A 17,394-nucleotide genomic window follows, 5' to 3' on the forward strand; every position below is an offset into this window, starting at 1 on the left:
TGGAATTAACCCATCATTGTCTTTTTTACTTTGCTTCTTACGTAAATCATACTGGCAAAGGTTAATAAGAATGCAGTTCCGATAATGAAGCTGACGCTAGGTGATGCCCCGATTGCTCCAACTGTAAAGGAACCAGCAACAACTCCTAATGAGAAGAATGCATAAAATAATCCGAAGGCTTTCCCGCGATTATCATCTGTCGTATTTTCAACAAGTAATGCATTTATCGATGGGAAAAGGATAGCGAATCCAATGCCATAAATCATCATAACGATAAAGAGCATGCCTTTTGTTGCGAATAATCCAAGTAAAGATAACGCTAATGCCATTACTGCAATACCAATTAGCATTAGTTTTGAGCGATTAAATCGATCGTAAATACGATTTGTTGGAAGTAAGAAGAAGAGGATAGCGGTAATTCCGAATACACTTAGCATCATACCTGTTGTAGATGCTTTAAGTGCTAATGCCTCAACTTTTACTGGTAACATATATGTGACAATTCCTTGTGAAAACATTAGAGTGAAAGCACCAATATATGCCTGTAATAACGGTTCTGATTTCAATAGTTCAAACATATCTTCTTTGTTCATCATTTGTGTTCTTGATGTATTTTTTCTTGACACGTTATTTGGTAAGAAGAATAGAGATACGATTGTACCAAGAACCATTAAAATAGAAATAGTAATGAAAACCCATTCTATTCCAGCTGTCGCTTTCATAATGCCACTGAAAGCAGGACCTACGATAGCCGCTGTTCCAACAGCAGCACCAGATAGAGCCATTGCCTTACCTTGCTTTGCTGAATTTGTTTGTTTTGATAAAAATGTAAAGGCAGCAGGAATTAAAAATCCGTCACTAAAACCGTGCATAAAGCGCACAACTAATAGTTGTTCACCACTTTGAACAACGGTATATAACAAGACTATGAAACTCGTAAATCCCATGCTTATATAAAGTATTTTTTTTGCACCAAATTTATCGACGGCAGCTCCAGCAATAATATTACCAATCATATTAGCAAATGAGTACATACCGACAACTAGCCCAATAATAAGAGGAGTTCCTCCAAGGCTTTGAGCGAACGTACTCATAATAGGTAATTGTGAAAATGTATCTAAAAAAGCTACGATAACAATAAAGTAAATAAAATATTTCAAGCGATATTCACCTCTCCTATGCTATTATGGCATACTGCTAATTTCAACTGCAATGAAATTGAATTAACAGATGTGGAAAAAAGTACAAAGTGACAAAATATTGAACGTTATTTGTTAAAATTTAGTGAAAATGAGATTGTTTTTTTGAAATATATGGATATAAGTATTATAATAGATTTGTAAACTTCACCAGGTTAAGTATATACATAGAGAGGGATGTTTAAAATGAAAGCATTACTTTGGCATAATCAACGTGATGTACGAGTAGAAGAAGTACCAGAACCAACTGTACGACCAGGAGCAGTAAAAATTAAAGTTAAATGGTGTGGTATTTGCGGGACAGACTTGCATGAATATTTAGCAGGGCCAATTTTTATTCCGACAGAAGAGCACCCATTAACACATGTGAAAGCACCTGTTATTTTAGGTCATGAATTTAGTGGTGAGGTAGTTGAAATTGGTGAAGGTGTTACATCTCATAAAGTGGGAGACCGCGTTGTTGTAGAACCAATTTATTCTTGTGGTAAATGTGAAGCTTGTAAACATGGACATTACAATGTTTGTGAACAGCTTGTTTTCCACGGTCTTGGTGGAGACGGCGGTGGCTTCTCTGAATATACAGTAGTACCAGAAGATATGGTTCATCATATTCCAGATGAAATGACGTATGAACAAGGTGCACTTGTAGAACCAGCAGCAGTAGCAGTTCATGCAGTACGTCAAAGTAAATTAAAAGAAGGGGAAGCTGTAGCAGTATTTGGTTGTGGTCCAATTGGACTTCTTGTTATCCAAGCAGCTAAAGCAGCAGGAGCAACTCCTGTTATCGCAGTTGAACTTTCTAAAGAACGTCAAGAGTTAGCAAAATTAGCAGGTGCGGATTACGTATTAAATCCAGCAACTCAAGATGTATTAGCAGAAATTCGTAACTTAACAAACGGTTTAGGTGTAAATGTTAGCTTCGAAGTAACAGGTGTTGAAGTTGTACTACGTCAAGCAATTGAAAGTACAAGTTTCGAAGGACAAACGGTAATTGTTAGCGTATGGGAAAAAGATGCAACAATTACTCCGAACAACCTTGTATTAAAAGAAAAAGAAGTTATCGGTATTCTTGGATACCGTCACATCTTCCCATCTGTTATTAAATTAATTAGCTCTGGTCAAATTCAAGCAGAGAAATTAATTACGAAAAAAATTACAGTGGATCAAGTTGTTGAAGAAGGATTTGAAGCACTTGTAAAAGATAAAACACAAGTGAAAATTCTTGTTTCACCCAAATAATAAAGAATTGAAAAAAGTAGTCCTTTTCTAGAAATAGAAGAGGGCTACTTTTTTTCTATACGGAAAGGTGATAGACTTTCCTTTGACTAAATGTACTTTTGGTTGGGAGGGAAAGTTGAATGCTTTCATTTTTTTTAACATTGAAACGTATGCTAAGAGCCTGTTTGCGAGCGTGGAAGGATAAAGAATTTCAAGTTTTATTCGTATTAACAATTTTGACTTTAATATCGGGTACAATCTTTTATAGCACAGTGGAGGGATTACGTATCCTTGATGCTTTATATTTTAGTGTTGTGACACTGACAACTGTAGGCGATAAAGATTTTAGTCCTCAAACTGATTTTGGGAAGATATTTACGATACTATACATATTTATCGGGATTGGATTAGTGTTTGGATTTATTCATAAGTTGGCGGTTAATGTGCAACTACCAAGTATATTATCGAATAGAAGAAAAGAGTAAAGCATGTAATTGTTTTACTCTTTTTTTACATTAGTTTAGACAAGTATTTGCAGTAGCTTAACAATACTTTATTACAATGTAAGTGCATTCATTCATTATATTCACTATGTATAAAGTTATAATGATATGAACATTTGCATATTTTAATTTAGTGATAGAAATTTTATGAAAGGTGGGATATTCTAGTCATAGGTTAACCAGACGACATCATAGGATCCTAGCAAAATGTTTACAATAATTCAATTATAAAATGGAGGATTTCAGATGAAAAAGAAAGTTCTTGCTTTAGCAGCAGCTATTACGTTAGTAGCACCGTTACAAAGTGTTGCGTTTGCTCATGAAAACGATGGAGGACAGAGAGTAGGCGTTATTCCGCGCTGGTCTGCTGAAGATAAACATAAAGAAGGCGTAAACTCTCATTTATGGATTGTAAACCGTGCAATGGATATTATGTCTCGTAATACAACACTTGTAAAACAAGAGCGAGTTGCACTATTAAATGAATGGCGTACGGAGTTAGAGAATGGTATTTATGCTGCTGACTATGAAAATCCTTATTATGATAATAGCACATTTGCTTCACACTTCTATGACCCTGATAACGGGAAAACGTATATTCCATATGCAAAGCAGGCGAAGGAAACTGGAGCTAAATATTTTAAATTAGCTGGTGAGTCATACAAAAATAAAGATATGAAACAAGCATTCTTCTATTTAGGATTATCTCTTCATTATTTAGGAGATGTAAACCAACCGATGCATGCGGCAAACTTTACAAATCTTTCGTATCCACAAGGGTTCCATTCTAAATATGAAAACTTTGTAGATACGATAAAAGATAATTACAAAGTAACGGATGGAAATGGATATTGGAACTGGAAAGGTACAAATCCAGAAGATTGGATTCATGGAGCGGCAGTAGTTGCGAAACAAGATTACGCTGGCATTGTAAATGATAATACGAAAGATTGGTTCGTGAGAGCTGCTGTATCGCAAGATTATGCAGATAAATGGCGCGCTGAAGTTACACCAATGACAGGTAAGCGTTTAATGGATGCACAACGTGTTACTGCTGGATACATCCAGCTTTGGTTTGATACGTACGGAAATCGTTAAGTATTTAAAAAAGGTCAAATCTCAGAATAGAGTATTTGGCCTTTTTATCACTATACACATGGAGGTATGAAACGTGAAAAGTAAATTGCTAAAAGGTGTACTTAGCTTTGGAATTGGTTTAGGAGCTTTATATAGTGGATCTTCAGCTCAAGCAGAAACGCCTACAAATCAAAATAATACATTAAAAGTAATGACGCATAACGTGTACATGCTATCAACAAACTTATATCCGAATTGGGGACAAAGTGAGCGTGCTGATTTAATTGGAGCGGCAGGTTATATAAAGAATCAGGACGTTGTTATATTAAATGAAGTGTTTGATAATAGCGCCTCAGATCGTTTGTTAGGAAATTTGAAGAGAGAATATCCAAATCAAACGGCGGTATTAGGTCGTAGTAGTGGAAACGAATGGGATAAAACATTAGGGAACTATTCATCTTCGACTCCTGAAGATGGGGGCGTTGCGATTGTGAGTAAATGGCCAATCGTTGAAAAAATTCAATATGTATTCGAAAAAGGCTGCGGACCAGATAATTTATCAAATAAAGGATTTGTATACACGAAAATTAAGAGAAATGATAGTTTTGTTCATGTAATTGGGACGCATTTACAAGCTGAAGATAGTATGTGTGGAAAAACTTCACCTGCATCTGTACGTACAAAACAGCTACAAGAAATTCAAGAATTTATTAAAAATAAAAATATACCAAATAACGAGTATGTGTTAATTGGTGGAGATATGAACGTAAATAAAATAAACGCTGAGAATAATAGTGATTCAGAGTATGCATCTATGTTTAAAACATTACATGCTTCTATTCCATCTTATACTGGACATACAGCGACTTGGGATGCGACGACAAACAGTATTGCAAAATACAATTTCCCCGATAGCCCTGCCGAGTATTTAGATTATATTATTGCAAGTAAAGATCATGCGAACCCATCGCATATAGAAAATAAAGTGTTACAGCCGAAATCTCCACAATGGACTGTTACATCATGGTTTAAAAAATATACGTATAATGATTACTCTGATCATTATCCAGTAGAGGCTACTATTTCTATGAAGTAGTCAAAAAAGTTTCTTCGTAAAGAAGAAACTTTTTTTATTTGCAAACAGGAAAATCACTCTTTCTTTCCAATATGTATAAGACATATATAGAAGAGGAGCGAAAAATGTGGATCGAGGAATTTTTAAAGAAGTTCCATTACCGTGTGCATTTTTAGATGAAGTAGCTTTAGAAAGAAATATTCAATCGGTTATAGAGCTAAGTGGCGATAAAAAGATTCGAATAGCGAGTAAATCATTACGATCCGTTCCAATTATGAAACGGATTTTAGCTACAAACAACCGATTTCAAGGTATTATGTGTTTTTCACCTAGAGAGGCTTTGTTTTTAATTGAACAAGGATTTAATGATTTATTATTAGGATATCCAGCTTATGATGACAGGGCTTTATATGAAATTAGTTTGCTAACAAAGAAAGGGCTTATTATAACTTGTATGGTGGACTGTGAAGACCATATTGTTTATTTAGAAAAAATTGCTGAGAAGTCTAAAGGGTGTTTTCGTGTTTGTTTGGATATTGATATGAGTAGCCGTTTTTTTCAATTTCATTTTGGTGTAAAAAGATCCCCGGTAAAAGATGTGCGGAGCGCTCTGGAAATAGTAGAAAAAGTGAAGGACTCATCATTTTTAATACTAGATGGTGTAATGGGATATGAAGCTCAAATTGCTGGGGTTGGAGATTATATACCGAATCAATGGATAAAAAGTAAAGTAATTTCTTATTTAAAGAAGAAATCAGTGTTAGAAGTTAAAGAAAGAAGAGGACGTATCGTGAAAGAAATACAAAACCTTGGTATTGAACTTAGGTTTGTAAATGGGGGGGGAACAGGAAGTATAAAAACAACTGAGCAAGATAACTCAGTTTCAGAGATTACAGTAGGTTCTGCTTTTTATGCCCCTAGACTGTTTGACTATTATAAAGAAGTACAATTTCATCCAGCTGTCGGATTTGCTTTACCAGTTGTACGTAAACCAGCTCCGTTTATCTATACTTGCCTAGGTGGTGGATATATTGCTTCAGGCGCAGTTGGTAAAGATAAAGAGCCTGAGGTTTGGAGACCAGATGGTGCAAAACTATTAGATTTAGAAGGTGCTGGTGAAGCACAAACTCCCGTTCATTATAACGGCGAGGAGCGAGTGGATATAGGAGATTCTATATTGTTTCGTCATAGTAAAGCTGGAGAATTATGTGAGCGTTTTCCAATTCTGTATCGTGTGAAACAAGGGAAGATTATTGGGGAGTATTCAACATATCGGGGGGATGGCCAATGCTTTCTATAGAGGGGAAAAAATGGAGAAATTGGACAGGGAATGTAGAAGGAACGCCGCATTATACGATGTATCCAGAAACTATACAAGATGTAGTAGAAGTTGTAGAGCTTGCACAAAAAAAAGGGAAGAAAATTCGTGTTGTCGGTTCAGGGCATTCGTTTACGCCTCTCGTGCAAACAGAAGAAATTTTAGTCTCTTTAGACGAATTGAAGGGCATTGTGAATATTGATGCGGAGAAGATGGTTGCCGAAGTATGGGCAGGAACAAAGCTACATGACCTAGGGAAGTTACTTGAAGAAAAAGGTTATGCACAAGAAAATTTAGGGGATATTGATTCACAATCTATTGCAGGAGCAATTAGTACGGGGACGCATGGGACGGGTGTTAACTTTGGGAGTTTATCAACACAAGTTATAGAGATTACGACAGTTTTATCAACAGGTGAGAGTATAGTTTGTTCAGAAACCGAGAACGTCGAATATTGGAAAGCATTTCAGTTATCGCTTGGAATGCTAGGTATCATCGTAAAGATAAAATTAAAGATTATCCCATCATATTCGCTCGTTTATGAAAGCGAAAAACAGTCACTATCTACTGTAATGAACAAGCTAGAAGAATATAAGAAGAATCGTCATTTTGAGTTTTTTGTTTTTCCTTATTCAAATGAAGTACAGGTGAAGTTTACAAATAAAACAACGAGTAAAGGAACTGATTTAAAATGGCATAAACTAAAGGTGGAGTTACTTGAAAATAGGATGTTCTCTTTGTTATCTAAAGGGTGCAAATGGTTTCCTTCCATAAGTAAAGGAGTAAGTCGATTATCAGCTAAGGCTGCACCAAACACAAAAATAATTGGCCCAAGCTATGAAGTGTTCGCTACATCACGTACGGTTCCATTTTATGAAATGGAGTACAGTGTCCCTTCAAAGCATATGAGAGCTGTTGTAGAAGAAATTTCAAGTCTTATTGAAAAGAAAAAGTATAAGGTGCACTTCCCGATTGAATGTCGCTACGTGAAAGGTGATGATATATGGCTTAGTCCAGCGTATGGAAGGGACTCGGCATATATCGCCGTTCATATGTATAAAGGTATGAAGTATGCCGCTTATTTTGGTGAAGTGGAGAAAATTTTTCTGAAATATGAAGGTCGTCCACATTGGGGGAAAATGCATACGTTAACATACGAAAAGTTACAAAACATATATCCAGAATTGCATTCGTTTCTAAAAATGAGGAAGTCGCTAGATGAAACAGGAATGTTTTTAAACCCTTATACAGAAAAGTTATTTACGATTATGAAAAAAAGCTGACAAAATATTACTTGTCAGCTTTTTTTAGTATAATCGCATTTCTTGTTTGACTAATATGCTCGTAGAATAGTAACTTATCACGGCTAAATACATGTAAGAAAACATGAATAATAAATATGCCGTTAATTACGAATTGGAATAACAGTATAACTAGTAATACTAAAGGCTCTGTAAAATTTAAGATAGAGCTACTAGAAAGAATATAATTGATTCCACCTAAAACGAAATAGAATATACCGTAACGGATGAATAGTTCCTTCATCGTAATACGATCTGATTTTCCTTTAATGTAAATACGAAGCAACGCTTTTCCTATCGTTCTTCCATTTGTAAAGTATGGAATGATAATAAAGTAAATAAAGATTGAACATGTAATGAAAAGGAGTTCGTATACATTTGTGTAAGATTGGATATTAGAAATAAATAGAGAGTTTCCTTTATTTTTAATGACAGGAACGACGATAGATAAGAACAGCCAATCAATTTGCATAGCGATAAGACGACGAACGAATCCAACTGGTTTCGTTTCTAAATCAATATGACTATCTAATTCGCTTGTTTTCGGAAGGAAGTACGTAAATATTGGTGCAATGATAAAACCAATTACGCCGCCTAATGTGTTTAAAAATAGATCATCGATATCGAATAAGCGATATGCACAATTGTATATACCGTATAGTCCAGTTACCTGTGTCAGTTCGAAAAATAGTGAAAGACAAAAAGAAATACAAACTGTTTGTAAGAAACTACGTCGGAAATAATAACGTAAATAAACACCGAATGGAACGGTTAATAGAACGTTAAATGCTACTTGTAAGAACGCAGATTCTTTTAATAAATAGAAATAAGTAGCTGGTTTCGTTAAAATTGCCGAAGTATGATTACTAATTTCTTGTATGAAATAAAATGGTGATAGTTGCATGTGCTGCGTATTAGCCGGTTGTAGGCTACAAGTATCATATGTTTGTGGTAACGGCAAAATCACAAGAAAATAGGCATTTAATAAGTAAAGTAATAATGAGTACAAAATAAATGAACGCCATTTATTTAAATAACCATACTTTCGGTAGTTAAATATTAAAAAAGGTATTAAGAGAAACATTGCTAAAAAAGGAAATAAAATAAATGCTGTTTTTACTGGAAATAAATATGCAGTCAAAATGAGGCTCCTTTCAATGAAAATTCGTTTATCATTATAACGTTAAAAGAACCTTAAAACAAAATTAAAATATTTTGAAATAGAAAAAATTATAAATTTTAATGGAATTAAGTTATACTAAATTTAATATAAGGATATTGTGATTATTATAAGTTGAGAGAGGGTACAAGATATGCGATATGAGCTTTTTTCTGTAAGTGGGGATCATATTACAACTTTTGAAAGTGTGTGGCGTTTTCAAGAGGGAGAACAGGTTTTTGTTCATGATGATCAAACAAAACGAAATTTTATTATTATCCGCCTAACGCATGATGTATTTCAACAAAATAAACATGTTATTCGTTTGTATTGTCAAGAAAAGAAAGTTTATAAATAAGGGAAGCCCTCTTACTGGATGAGAAAAGGTAAGAGGGTTTTATCATTTTATATTAGGAAAAGCTCCTTAGGAATATCGAGTGAAGTTTAATGCATATAAGTAGCATTGGATGTGGAAGAAAGGATATAGTTTTGCATTTTGTGCTTCCAAGTTTCATTTTCGTTTCTTTGAGAAAGCCACGCATGGTAATCTTGTTGTGTTTTCCATAACATACGGACCATATATTTTGCTCCATCATCTGTACGATGCATATGTGAAAATTCTATGTTAATAAAACCATTTGTTCCAGTTGATGGATAATATTGTTTAAGTGAATATAGTAAATCATTCTCATAGCCATATTTAATATGAATTAGTTTAGTAACAATAAACATAGGAACACCTCTTTTATAATAGTAGTAAAGAAGACGGATTTTTATTAGTAGGAACATAATTAATATTATACTATTCTGAAAATTTAAAGTAAATAAGGCACTTCAACTTAATAGAAGTATAAAAAAGCGAGCCATCTTAGTGTAGTAGAATGACTCGCTTTAAACTTGTAAGTTTACTTTATAAGAAAATGATAGTAAGTACCCCTACGATAATACAATAGAAAGAGAAATATTTTAAATTTCCTTTTGCCATAATGTTCATAAACCATTTTAATGAAATATATGTCATGATAAATGTTGCTATAAACGCAACGATATATGGTACGAATAATGTGTCTAAATTAGGATCTTTAGCAATATCTGTAATACTTAGCAATAACCCACCTAAGCTAACAGGAATATATAGTAAGAATGAGAAGCGAAGAGCGGTCTCTTGCTTCATACCGAGTAACATCGCTGCTACAATTGTAGCGCCAGATCGGCTAATTCCAGGGATAAGTGCACAAGCTTGAGCTAATCCGATAATGATTGCATCTTTCATAGAAAGGTCACCATCATTTTTACGCCCGCGTAAGTTTCTAATAATCCAAAGACCGACAGCGGTAATAAGAAGGGAAATCCCAACCATTTTCACGCCTTTTAAGTACTGGTCGATATAATCTTTAAATAAAACGCCAATTACACCTGCTGGAATAGTTGCAATTACAAGGTAAATAATGAAGAAGAAATCTGATTTTGCATCTTCTGCTCTTGTAAATATATAAGATAGACCATTCTTTGTTAGACGAATTAAATCATTTCTATAAATAAGTAATACAGCTAGTAATGAAGCTGAATTAACAAGTAGTTCAAAGCTAAATCCTTCTATTTTTAGTCCTAGCAAATGTTGTGCTAAAACGAGGTGACCACTTGAAGAAATCGGAATTGGTTCTGTTAGTCCTTGGAACAGACCAAGAATTAAGTATTTTAAAATGTAGTAAAATTGTTCCATAACATCCTCCTTGTTAATTAGTCTAAAGAAACAACTTTCCCATTATAACAAAGATATAGATGAATATTGGGAAGAAATAAATATTCGAAATATAATAAAAACCCCTTATAGCGATATAAGGGGTTTTTATTGTTAATGAGAAGATACTGTTTCTTGAAGACCATTAGTCAATTGAACATCGACTTTTTCTGCATCATGAATATGGTTCATAATAGTAGTATTTAATTTTTGGAACATTTGTTGAGTGTTTGCAAATTCTCTTAATATATCATCATTACAAGATTTTTGGTTTTCAATTGCTTGAATAACATTTGTAGCACCATTTTGTAACGTTTGAATCATAATTAAAATGTTTTCGATTCTAGCGTTTGTATCGGCACTCATTTCTACACCTTCATCGACTAAATGTAAATTATCTTTTGTGTTTTCGTATGCTTTTTCAATTTCTTCTTGAATTTTTTTCGTTAAGTTGCCAATATTCTTTGTACTCTCTGCCGTACTTTCTGCTAGTTTTCTTACTTCATTGGCAACAACCGCAAACCCTTTACCGTGCTCTCCAGCACGCGCTGCTTCAATACTTGCATTTAGCGCAAGTAAATTTGTTTGTGCTGCAATGTTTTGAATGACTTCTACAATTTGTTCGATTTCTTTTGAGCGTTCACTTAAATGATTCATACTGTTAGACGTGCGCTGAGATTGTTCACCTAATTTATTAATTACAATAAGTAAACGGTGAACAGATTCTTTTCCTTCATTAGAGCAGTCAATAATCTCTTCAATAGACTGAATTAAGCTTTGTTCTTTTTGTAACATTTCACTATTTAATTCATTAGAATTTGTTGTACGTGTTGAAACATTTTCAAAACACGAGTTTAATTGCTGAATTAAATTTTGGAGTGTATGGTGCTGGTTATTTACAAGTTGATGCTCTTGAATGACGTTTTGCACACGGTCATGGATAGAAGAAATCATATTTTGTTTTTCAATGTCTTTTTGTTTTAATTCAGCCTCTAATTCTTTTATACGATCTTCTAATTGATCAATTTTATGTTGGAGTGATTTCTTTTGAGTAAACATGTATTTATTTCAACCGCCTTTGGAAGTTATATTTTCTCTATATTTGGATTTTAGCATTTTTTATAATTTTTAAATATAGGAATTGTTAAATATTTAAGAATCTATTACATTTTATTTATAATTCCCTATTTTTTGTCATGAAAAATAAACTGTATTTAATAGTATTGTAAACAAACTGTAAAATAAATCATGTATAACTGTATAAGAAGGGAGTCGGATTATGAACTATTTTAAGCGAATCAGTAGTCTAGTATTAGCAGGAATTATCGGTCTTTCTAGTACAGTCGCTGTAAAAGCAGAGTCAAACGACGAGAAACTTAACAACATGCAACAGCAATTGCAGCAAAACGATGCAGATATGCAGAAGAAAGAGCAAGAGAAGCAAGCTGTTAGTAAAGAGATTCAAGGTATTGAAAACGAACTACATAACTTAAATAATACAATTGCAAAAAATAAAGAGGATCAAGCTGCTATTCAACGTAAAATCGATGAAACACATAAGCAGATTGAGCAAAAAAAGAATGAAATTGTCGTTTTAGAGGATAAAGTCCTTGCTCGTAAAGATATTATGAGAAAACGTATGGTTTCTGTTCAAAACAGTTCAAATACAAGTTTAGTAGTAGAAGTTGTTGTAGAGTCAAAAAACTTTGCAGATTTCTTACAACGTATGAATGCAGTTTCTACTATTTTAGAAGCTGATAAAGAAATTTTACGTCTACAAGAACAAGATCTTCGTCAAATTGAAGAAGATAAGAAAACAATTGACGAAAAAGAAGCATCTTTAGTAGTAGACAAACAAAAATTAGCAAAAGCGCAAGCTGATTTGCAAGATAACTTGAAAAAACGTCAAGATAACTTACAGACAGTTCAAGCTAAATACAATCAGATTGCAAGCCAACTTAATTTAGCAGCAGAAGAAAAAGCTAAAATTGAGTCAAATATGAAGGCAGTACAAGAGACGATTGCTCGTGAGCAAGAAGCAGCAAGAATTGCAGCAGAAGAGCGTGCAAAAGCAGAAGCGGCTGCAAAGGCTGAGCAAGAAGCTTTAGTGAAAGCACAAGCAGAAATTGCTGAAAAACAAAAGCAAGAGAAAGCTAATAAACCAGCTGAACCTGTTGCGAATAATAATTCGAAGGTAGAACCTGCACAACCTTCGAAGCCAACTGCTGGTGGAAGAGAAATATATGTACATGCAACAGCTTATACAGCAGATCCAGCTGAAAATGGTTATGCACCAGGCCAACAAGTGTATTCTGCATGGGGAGGCTATAATCTAACTGCAAACCCAGGAATGAAATTAATTGCTGTAGATCCAAGTGTTATTCCATTAGGTTCTACTGTATATGTTGAAGGTTATGGACAAGCAATTGCAGCAGACACTGGTGGCGCAATTAAAGGTCACAAAATCGATGTTTTAATGCCTGATAAAGCTTCATCTAGTAATTGGGGCAGAAAAAATGTTAAAGTTACAATTTTAAACTAACACGTAATCCAACTTTATAATACGTAAAGTTGGATTTTTTTGTAAAAATTATGTTAAGTTGAGTTTACATTTTGTTAAGGATAGCATACAATGATGGTGAGAGGTGGTAAAATTGACCATTTTAAATAGAGTGAAAGAATTTAGGGCTCGCTTCAATTTTTCGCAAAGTGTATTAGCAGAGAAGGTTGGAGTGACGAGACAAACAATTGCTGCAATTGAAAAAGGGGATTACGTTCCTTCGTTGTTATTGGCACTTACGATTTGTGATGTGTTCCAGTTAAAGATGGAAGATGTGTTTGTTTTAAATAAGGAGGGGAAAGAGGATGAATAGACTTGTATTTTCTTATATGCTAAATGTACTTTTAATGGTATTAGCAGGTTGGGCTTTTATTGAGTTGTATTATTTTACTATTGAAGTCGCTAATTTTATTCAAACGAAGAGAGTACCATTTGAAGTTTCAATAAGTTTAATACCGCTCGGATTACTTTTAACATTTGGTATTGTATCGACGGTTCTTTATAAAATTCAAAAGAAAAAATATAAAGAGCTCTCGTATTGGATGTTTCCACTATTATTTCCTCAAGAAGATGAGCGTGAAAAGGCAATTACAGAAAAGGCTTGTCGTACTACATTTATGTCATTATGGTATGTGTTGCCTTGTGCGGTTGGGTTTTTAACTCTTTCTCCAATTGTTATTCTATATGTTCCTGCATATCCGATATATATTGCATTTAGTATCTTCTTTATTCAGATGACGATTTTTCACGTGTCTTTATATCGAAATAAAATTGCTTAAAAAGAAACCTTCTTGCATCGGCAAGAAGGTTTCTTTTCAGCTTATACTTGTACATATAGCAATATTATTTTATCATTTTATATAGAGTAAGATTTTGTAAGGGAAAGGAATTGTATATGAATAAGCAAAGAATTTATAGTATAGTAGCAATCCTTCTATTTGTTGTAGGTGGGGTTTTAATTGGAAAGCCATTTTATGATGGATATAAGGCTGAAAAGAAACAGACTGAAAATGTGCAAGCTGTTCAAAAGATGGATTATGAAAAGCATGAGACAGAATTTGTAGATGCGTCAAAAATTAATCAACCAGACTTGGCAGAAGTAGCGAATGCATCGTTAGATAAAAAACAAGTAATCGGTCGTATTTCGATTCCAAGTGTTTCATTAGAAATTCCTGTTTTAAAATCTTCTACTGAGAAAAACCTGTTATCAGGTGCAGCGACAGTAAAAGAAAATCAAGTAATGGGAAAAGGGAATTACGCACTAGCAGGGCATAACATGTCTAAAAAAGGTGTTTTATTTAGTGATATAGCATCTTTGAAAAAAGGCGATAAAATTTATTTATATGATAATGAAAATGAATATGAGTACGCTGTTACTGGTGTATCTGAAGTAACTCCGGATAAATGGGAAGTTGTAGAAGATCATGGGAAAGATGAGATAACGCTTATTACATGTGTATCTGTAAAAGATAATTCTAAGCGTTATGTTGTAGCTGGTGATTTAGTAGGAACGAAGGCGAAGAAATAAAAAAGAAGGCCAACTCTTTAAAGAGTTGACCTTCTTTTTTACTACTTTTGAGAAATAATAGAATATTTTAGTTTGTATTTAAAAATCCTTCTATTTATGTATAATAAATTTAGAATTCTAAATTTTGGGAGGAACAAGAGTGAGACAACAGGTGAAGAAACTTCTTTTAACAACAAGTGTAGCGTTATTGATAGCTCCAATTTCAGCTTATGCGCATCCAGGACGTACAGATGCGAATGGTGGACATACGTGTCGTACAAACTTTGAAAAATGGGGATTACAGTACGGGGAATATCATTATCACAATAAACCAGCTTCTAGTAGTGGTGCAACGAGTCCAGCTCCTAGCCAAAATAATAATGGTGCTGTAGAAGCTGAAAAACAACGTGCTGCAGAAGCACAGCGTAAAGCTGAAGAAGAGAGACAACGTGTAGCTGAGGAACAAAGAAAAGCAGAAGAGGCACGTAAGCAAGAGGAAGCTAAGCGCCAAGTTGATATGGAGAAAGGTCAACTTGAAGGCGAAAAAAATGGAGAGACTGATTTTAAAGCAGGGAAAAATGACGTACAAGTACATTTAGCTGGAAAATCAGATACATATAAACAAGCATTTACAACTGCTTATACTACTACTTGGTCTTTAGAAGAGCAGAAGAAAACGCATTTTGAAAAAGGAAAAGAACAGGGCTTAGCACAAGAGACGATGGACGATAGTCAAATTACTCCAGATTTTAAGCAGATCTTTGCAGAAGGTTTCCAAGTGGGAAATAAAGAGAGAACAGAAAAAATTGAAAAAGAGCAAGCTGAACTAGGGGAAAAGGCTGGTAAGGAACTAGCTGAAAAGAATCCTGGAAATAATGAGAAAGATGTATACGTGAAGTCATATGAAACAGCGTATGAAAAAGGCTATAAGTCTACAAAAAAGGCAGTAGAAAAGGCTGGATATAAGTATGCGTTTGAAAACTATGATTTGAAGATTCCTGCCAAGTATGAAAAGAATGGCTCATTAAAAAAATGGTTTACTGAAGGATTTAAATCGAATAAAAAAGCAACGGAAATTCGAGAAGAAGGATTTAAAAAGGGAGACAGCTGGTTTTCATTTTTCTATAAGAGTTTCGTGCCAAGTGAATATAAAGAACATAAAGAGTTGTATGAGCAAGCAATAGAAAAAGGTAAGAAGGCATAAAAAAGATGAGGAGAAATTCCTCATCTTTTTTTTAATCCATCCATTTTACTAGTTTTTTAGAGATTAATAATAAAACACAACCTAAAACAATCGCTACAGCGCCGATAACAGTAAACACTTCAGCATATCCAAGTGAAGTTGTGAAGCTTGCAAGTTGTCCACCTAAAATATTGGCGATACCTGAACTTGCTAGCCATACACCCATTAGTAAAGAAGCAAGTTTTACTGGAGCGAGAGAACTAACCATTGATAGTCCGACAGGTGATAAGAATAGCTCACCTAACGTATGGAAAAGATACGTAAAGACGATAAATAGTAAGTTTGCTTTTTCCGTAATGTTATGTTCGTCACTACCTGTTTTTAATGTAGCGATAACAAGTATGATATAACCGATACCGAGTAAGATCATACCAAGTCCCATTTTGGTTGGGATTTTTAAATCCCCGCGCTTGCGAGTTGCAAGTTTTGCCCATAATGCTGAAATGACTGGGGCAAGTAAAATAATAAATAATGGATTGACCGATTGGAACCAAGATGTTGGAACTTCCCATCCGAACACAGAGCGGTCTACAAATTTGTTTGTATATAGTGTTAATGAACTACCAGCTTGTTCAAAACCAGCCCAGAAGAAGACAACGAAGCACGTTAAAATGACGATAACTGCGGTACGTTGTTTTTCTTTTTTTGTTAACGGTGTATCTCCTACTGATGGTTGTCCAGCAGCTGTTTGCAAATCGCGAGTTGGTTTTTTACCGATATCACCAAGGAAGCGATTTGATAGTGTTGTAAATAAAATTTGTCCAATGATCATTCCGATTGAAGCTGCTAAGAAACCGTAACGGAATCCGTAATGTACAACGCCATCAACTGTTGTTTTGAATAAATTTTCTGATAAAAATCCGCAAACGAGTGGAGCTAAAAATGACCCAACGTTAATACCCATGTAGAAAATGGTAAATGCACTATCACGTTTTGGATCATTCTCTTCGTATAATTCTCCAACCAGTGTAGAGATATTCGGTTTGAAGAATCCATTACCGATAATAATAAGCGCTAATCCGAGGTATAGGCCTAATTGGTTTTGCAAGGCAAATAGTGTAAGGTTACCGATTGCCATCGTTATACCACCAATTGTGATGGCTTTTCTTCTACCTAGAAAACGGTCTGTTAAGTATCCACCAATCATTGGTGTGAAATAACAGGCTCCAGTATAAAATCCGTAAATGGAGAGTGCCCATGCGGGACTAAACCCAAGACCACCGCTTACTAAAGCTGTCGTTAAATATAATGTTAATAATCCTCGTAATCCATAGTAACTAAATCTTTCCCACATTTCTGTAAAGAAGAGTAAGTATAAACCTGGAGGATGTTTCTTTTTTCTTTGCTGTTCTTTTTCTAGTTGTATCGCTGATTCCATGTTATTTTCCTCCTGACACAAACAAAAACAAGGTTAATAATTTTGTATATTTAATATTTTACTTTATTAACTATTATAAGTCAATGAAGTGAAACTTTAATCATATTGGAAGATT

At 34.3% G+C, this 17,394-nt stretch carries 18 protein-coding genes; 12 read left to right on the top strand and 6 right to left on the bottom strand.

Annotated features, from left to right (window positions below):
* Positions 1 to 5: 5 nt before the first annotated feature.
* Positions 6 to 1,160 carry an MFS transporter gene (locus ACUN26_RS00170; RefSeq protein ID WP_000873261.1) on the bottom strand — a complete coding sequence of 385 codons (1,155 nt, stop codon included), beginning with the start codon at positions 1,158 to 1,160 and terminating at the stop codon, positions 6 to 8.
* Between the two features lie 225 nt (positions 1,161 to 1,385).
* Between ACUN26_RS00170 and bdhA the strand changes: the two genes are divergently transcribed.
* The 6 genes from bdhA to ACUN26_RS00200 all read left to right on the top strand — a co-directional run bounded on the left by bdhA (position 1,386) and on the right by ACUN26_RS00200 (position 7,673).
* Positions 1,386 to 2,438, top strand: coding sequence for a (R,R)-butanediol dehydrogenase (gene bdhA, locus ACUN26_RS00175; RefSeq protein WP_000645833.1), 1,053 nt, complete (start codon positions 1,386 to 1,388; stop codon positions 2,436 to 2,438).
* Between the two features lie 119 nt (positions 2,439 to 2,557).
* Positions 2,558 to 2,902 carry a potassium channel family protein gene (locus tag ACUN26_RS00180; RefSeq protein ID WP_000947914.1) on the top strand — a complete coding sequence of 115 codons (345 nt, stop codon included), beginning with the start codon at positions 2,558 to 2,560 and terminating at the stop codon, positions 2,900 to 2,902.
* Positions 2,903 to 3,166: 264 nt separating this feature from the next.
* Positions 3,167 to 4,018, top strand: coding sequence for a phospholipase CerA (gene cerA, locus ACUN26_RS00185; RefSeq protein ID WP_000731003.1), 852 nt, complete (start codon positions 3,167 to 3,169; stop codon positions 4,016 to 4,018).
* A gap of 73 nt (positions 4,019 to 4,091) precedes the next feature.
* Entirely contained in the window at positions 4,092 to 5,093 is a 1,002-nt protein-coding gene (sph, locus tag ACUN26_RS00190) for a sphingomyelinase C (protein WP_000837526.1), read from the top strand.
* A gap of 106 nt (positions 5,094 to 5,199) precedes the next feature.
* Positions 5,200 to 6,372 (top strand): amino acid deaminase/aldolase, encoded by a 1,173-nt coding sequence (locus tag ACUN26_RS00195; protein ID WP_000373788.1) that lies wholly within the window; start codon positions 5,200 to 5,202, stop codon positions 6,370 to 6,372.
* Positions 6,360 to 7,673: a D-arabinono-1,4-lactone oxidase gene (locus ACUN26_RS00200; RefSeq protein WP_000948671.1), complete on the top strand. Its 1,314-nt coding sequence runs from the start codon at positions 6,360 to 6,362 to the stop codon at positions 7,671 to 7,673. Before ACUN26_RS00195 ends, ACUN26_RS00200 begins: the two co-directional genes overlap by 13 nt.
* Before the next feature lie 7 nt (positions 7,674 to 7,680).
* Here the strand turns inward: ACUN26_RS00200 and ACUN26_RS00205 are convergent, their stop codons facing one another.
* The gene (locus tag ACUN26_RS00205) at positions 7,681 to 8,832 is read right to left on the bottom strand and encodes a VanZ family protein (protein WP_000128033.1); all 1,152 of its coding nucleotides are present in this window, start codon (positions 8,830 to 8,832) and stop codon (positions 7,681 to 7,683) included.
* 172 nt (positions 8,833 to 9,004) lie between these two features.
* Between ACUN26_RS00205 and ACUN26_RS00210 the strand changes: the two genes are divergently transcribed.
* Positions 9,005 to 9,208 carry a hypothetical protein gene (locus ACUN26_RS00210; protein WP_001268335.1) on the top strand — a complete coding sequence of 68 codons (204 nt, stop codon included), beginning with the start codon at positions 9,005 to 9,007 and terminating at the stop codon, positions 9,206 to 9,208.
* 86 nt (positions 9,209 to 9,294) lie between these two features.
* Here ACUN26_RS00210 and ACUN26_RS00215 read toward each other — a convergent pair whose 3' ends face one another.
* The 3 genes from ACUN26_RS00215 to ACUN26_RS00225 form a co-directional block, all read right to left on the bottom strand.
* Positions 9,295 to 9,582, bottom strand: coding sequence for an antibiotic biosynthesis monooxygenase (locus tag ACUN26_RS00215; RefSeq protein WP_000471244.1), 288 nt, complete (start codon positions 9,580 to 9,582; stop codon positions 9,295 to 9,297).
* Between the two features lie 178 nt (positions 9,583 to 9,760).
* Entirely contained in the window at positions 9,761 to 10,573 is an 813-nt protein-coding gene (locus tag ACUN26_RS00220) for an undecaprenyl-diphosphate phosphatase (protein WP_000434781.1), read from the bottom strand.
* Positions 10,574 to 10,705: 132 nt separating this feature from the next.
* On the bottom strand, positions 10,706 to 11,650 hold the full coding sequence (locus ACUN26_RS00225) for a methyl-accepting chemotaxis protein (protein ID WP_000495004.1): 945 nt from the start codon (positions 11,648 to 11,650) through the stop codon (positions 10,706 to 10,708).
* A gap of 220 nt (positions 11,651 to 11,870) precedes the next feature.
* Here ACUN26_RS00225 and ACUN26_RS00230 point away from each other — a divergent pair, with 220 nt between their 5' ends.
* The 5 genes from ACUN26_RS00230 to ACUN26_RS00250 all read left to right on the top strand — a co-directional run bounded on the left by ACUN26_RS00230 (position 11,871) and on the right by ACUN26_RS00250 (position 15,862).
* Positions 11,871 to 13,133, top strand: coding sequence for a 3D domain-containing protein (locus tag ACUN26_RS00230; protein ID WP_001105800.1), 1,263 nt, complete (start codon positions 11,871 to 11,873; stop codon positions 13,131 to 13,133).
* Between the two features lie 112 nt (positions 13,134 to 13,245).
* Positions 13,246 to 13,464 (top strand): helix-turn-helix transcriptional regulator, encoded by a 219-nt coding sequence (locus ACUN26_RS00235; RefSeq protein WP_002093836.1) that lies wholly within the window; start codon positions 13,246 to 13,248, stop codon positions 13,462 to 13,464.
* Positions 13,457 to 13,930, top strand: coding sequence for a hypothetical protein (locus ACUN26_RS00240; protein ID WP_001081109.1), 474 nt, complete (start codon positions 13,457 to 13,459; stop codon positions 13,928 to 13,930). Before ACUN26_RS00235 ends, ACUN26_RS00240 begins: the two co-directional genes overlap by 8 nt.
* A gap of 116 nt (positions 13,931 to 14,046) precedes the next feature.
* Positions 14,047 to 14,679 carry a class A sortase gene (locus ACUN26_RS00245; protein WP_001041715.1) on the top strand — a complete coding sequence of 211 codons (633 nt, stop codon included), beginning with the start codon at positions 14,047 to 14,049 and terminating at the stop codon, positions 14,677 to 14,679.
* 139 nt (positions 14,680 to 14,818) lie between these two features.
* The gene (locus ACUN26_RS00250; protein WP_001249830.1) at positions 14,819 to 15,862 is read left to right on the top strand and encodes a YHYH domain-containing protein; all 1,044 of its coding nucleotides are present in this window, start codon (positions 14,819 to 14,821) and stop codon (positions 15,860 to 15,862) included.
* A 31-nt stretch (positions 15,863 to 15,893) separates the two neighbouring features.
* Here the strand turns inward: ACUN26_RS00250 and ACUN26_RS00255 are convergent, their stop codons facing one another.
* Positions 15,894 to 17,279: a peptide MFS transporter gene (locus ACUN26_RS00255; protein WP_000443131.1), complete on the bottom strand. Its 1,386-nt coding sequence runs from the start codon at positions 17,277 to 17,279 to the stop codon at positions 15,894 to 15,896.
* Positions 17,280 to 17,394 lie beyond the last annotated feature (115 nt).

This window comes from Bacillus sp. WC2503 (genome assembly GCF_052682895.1).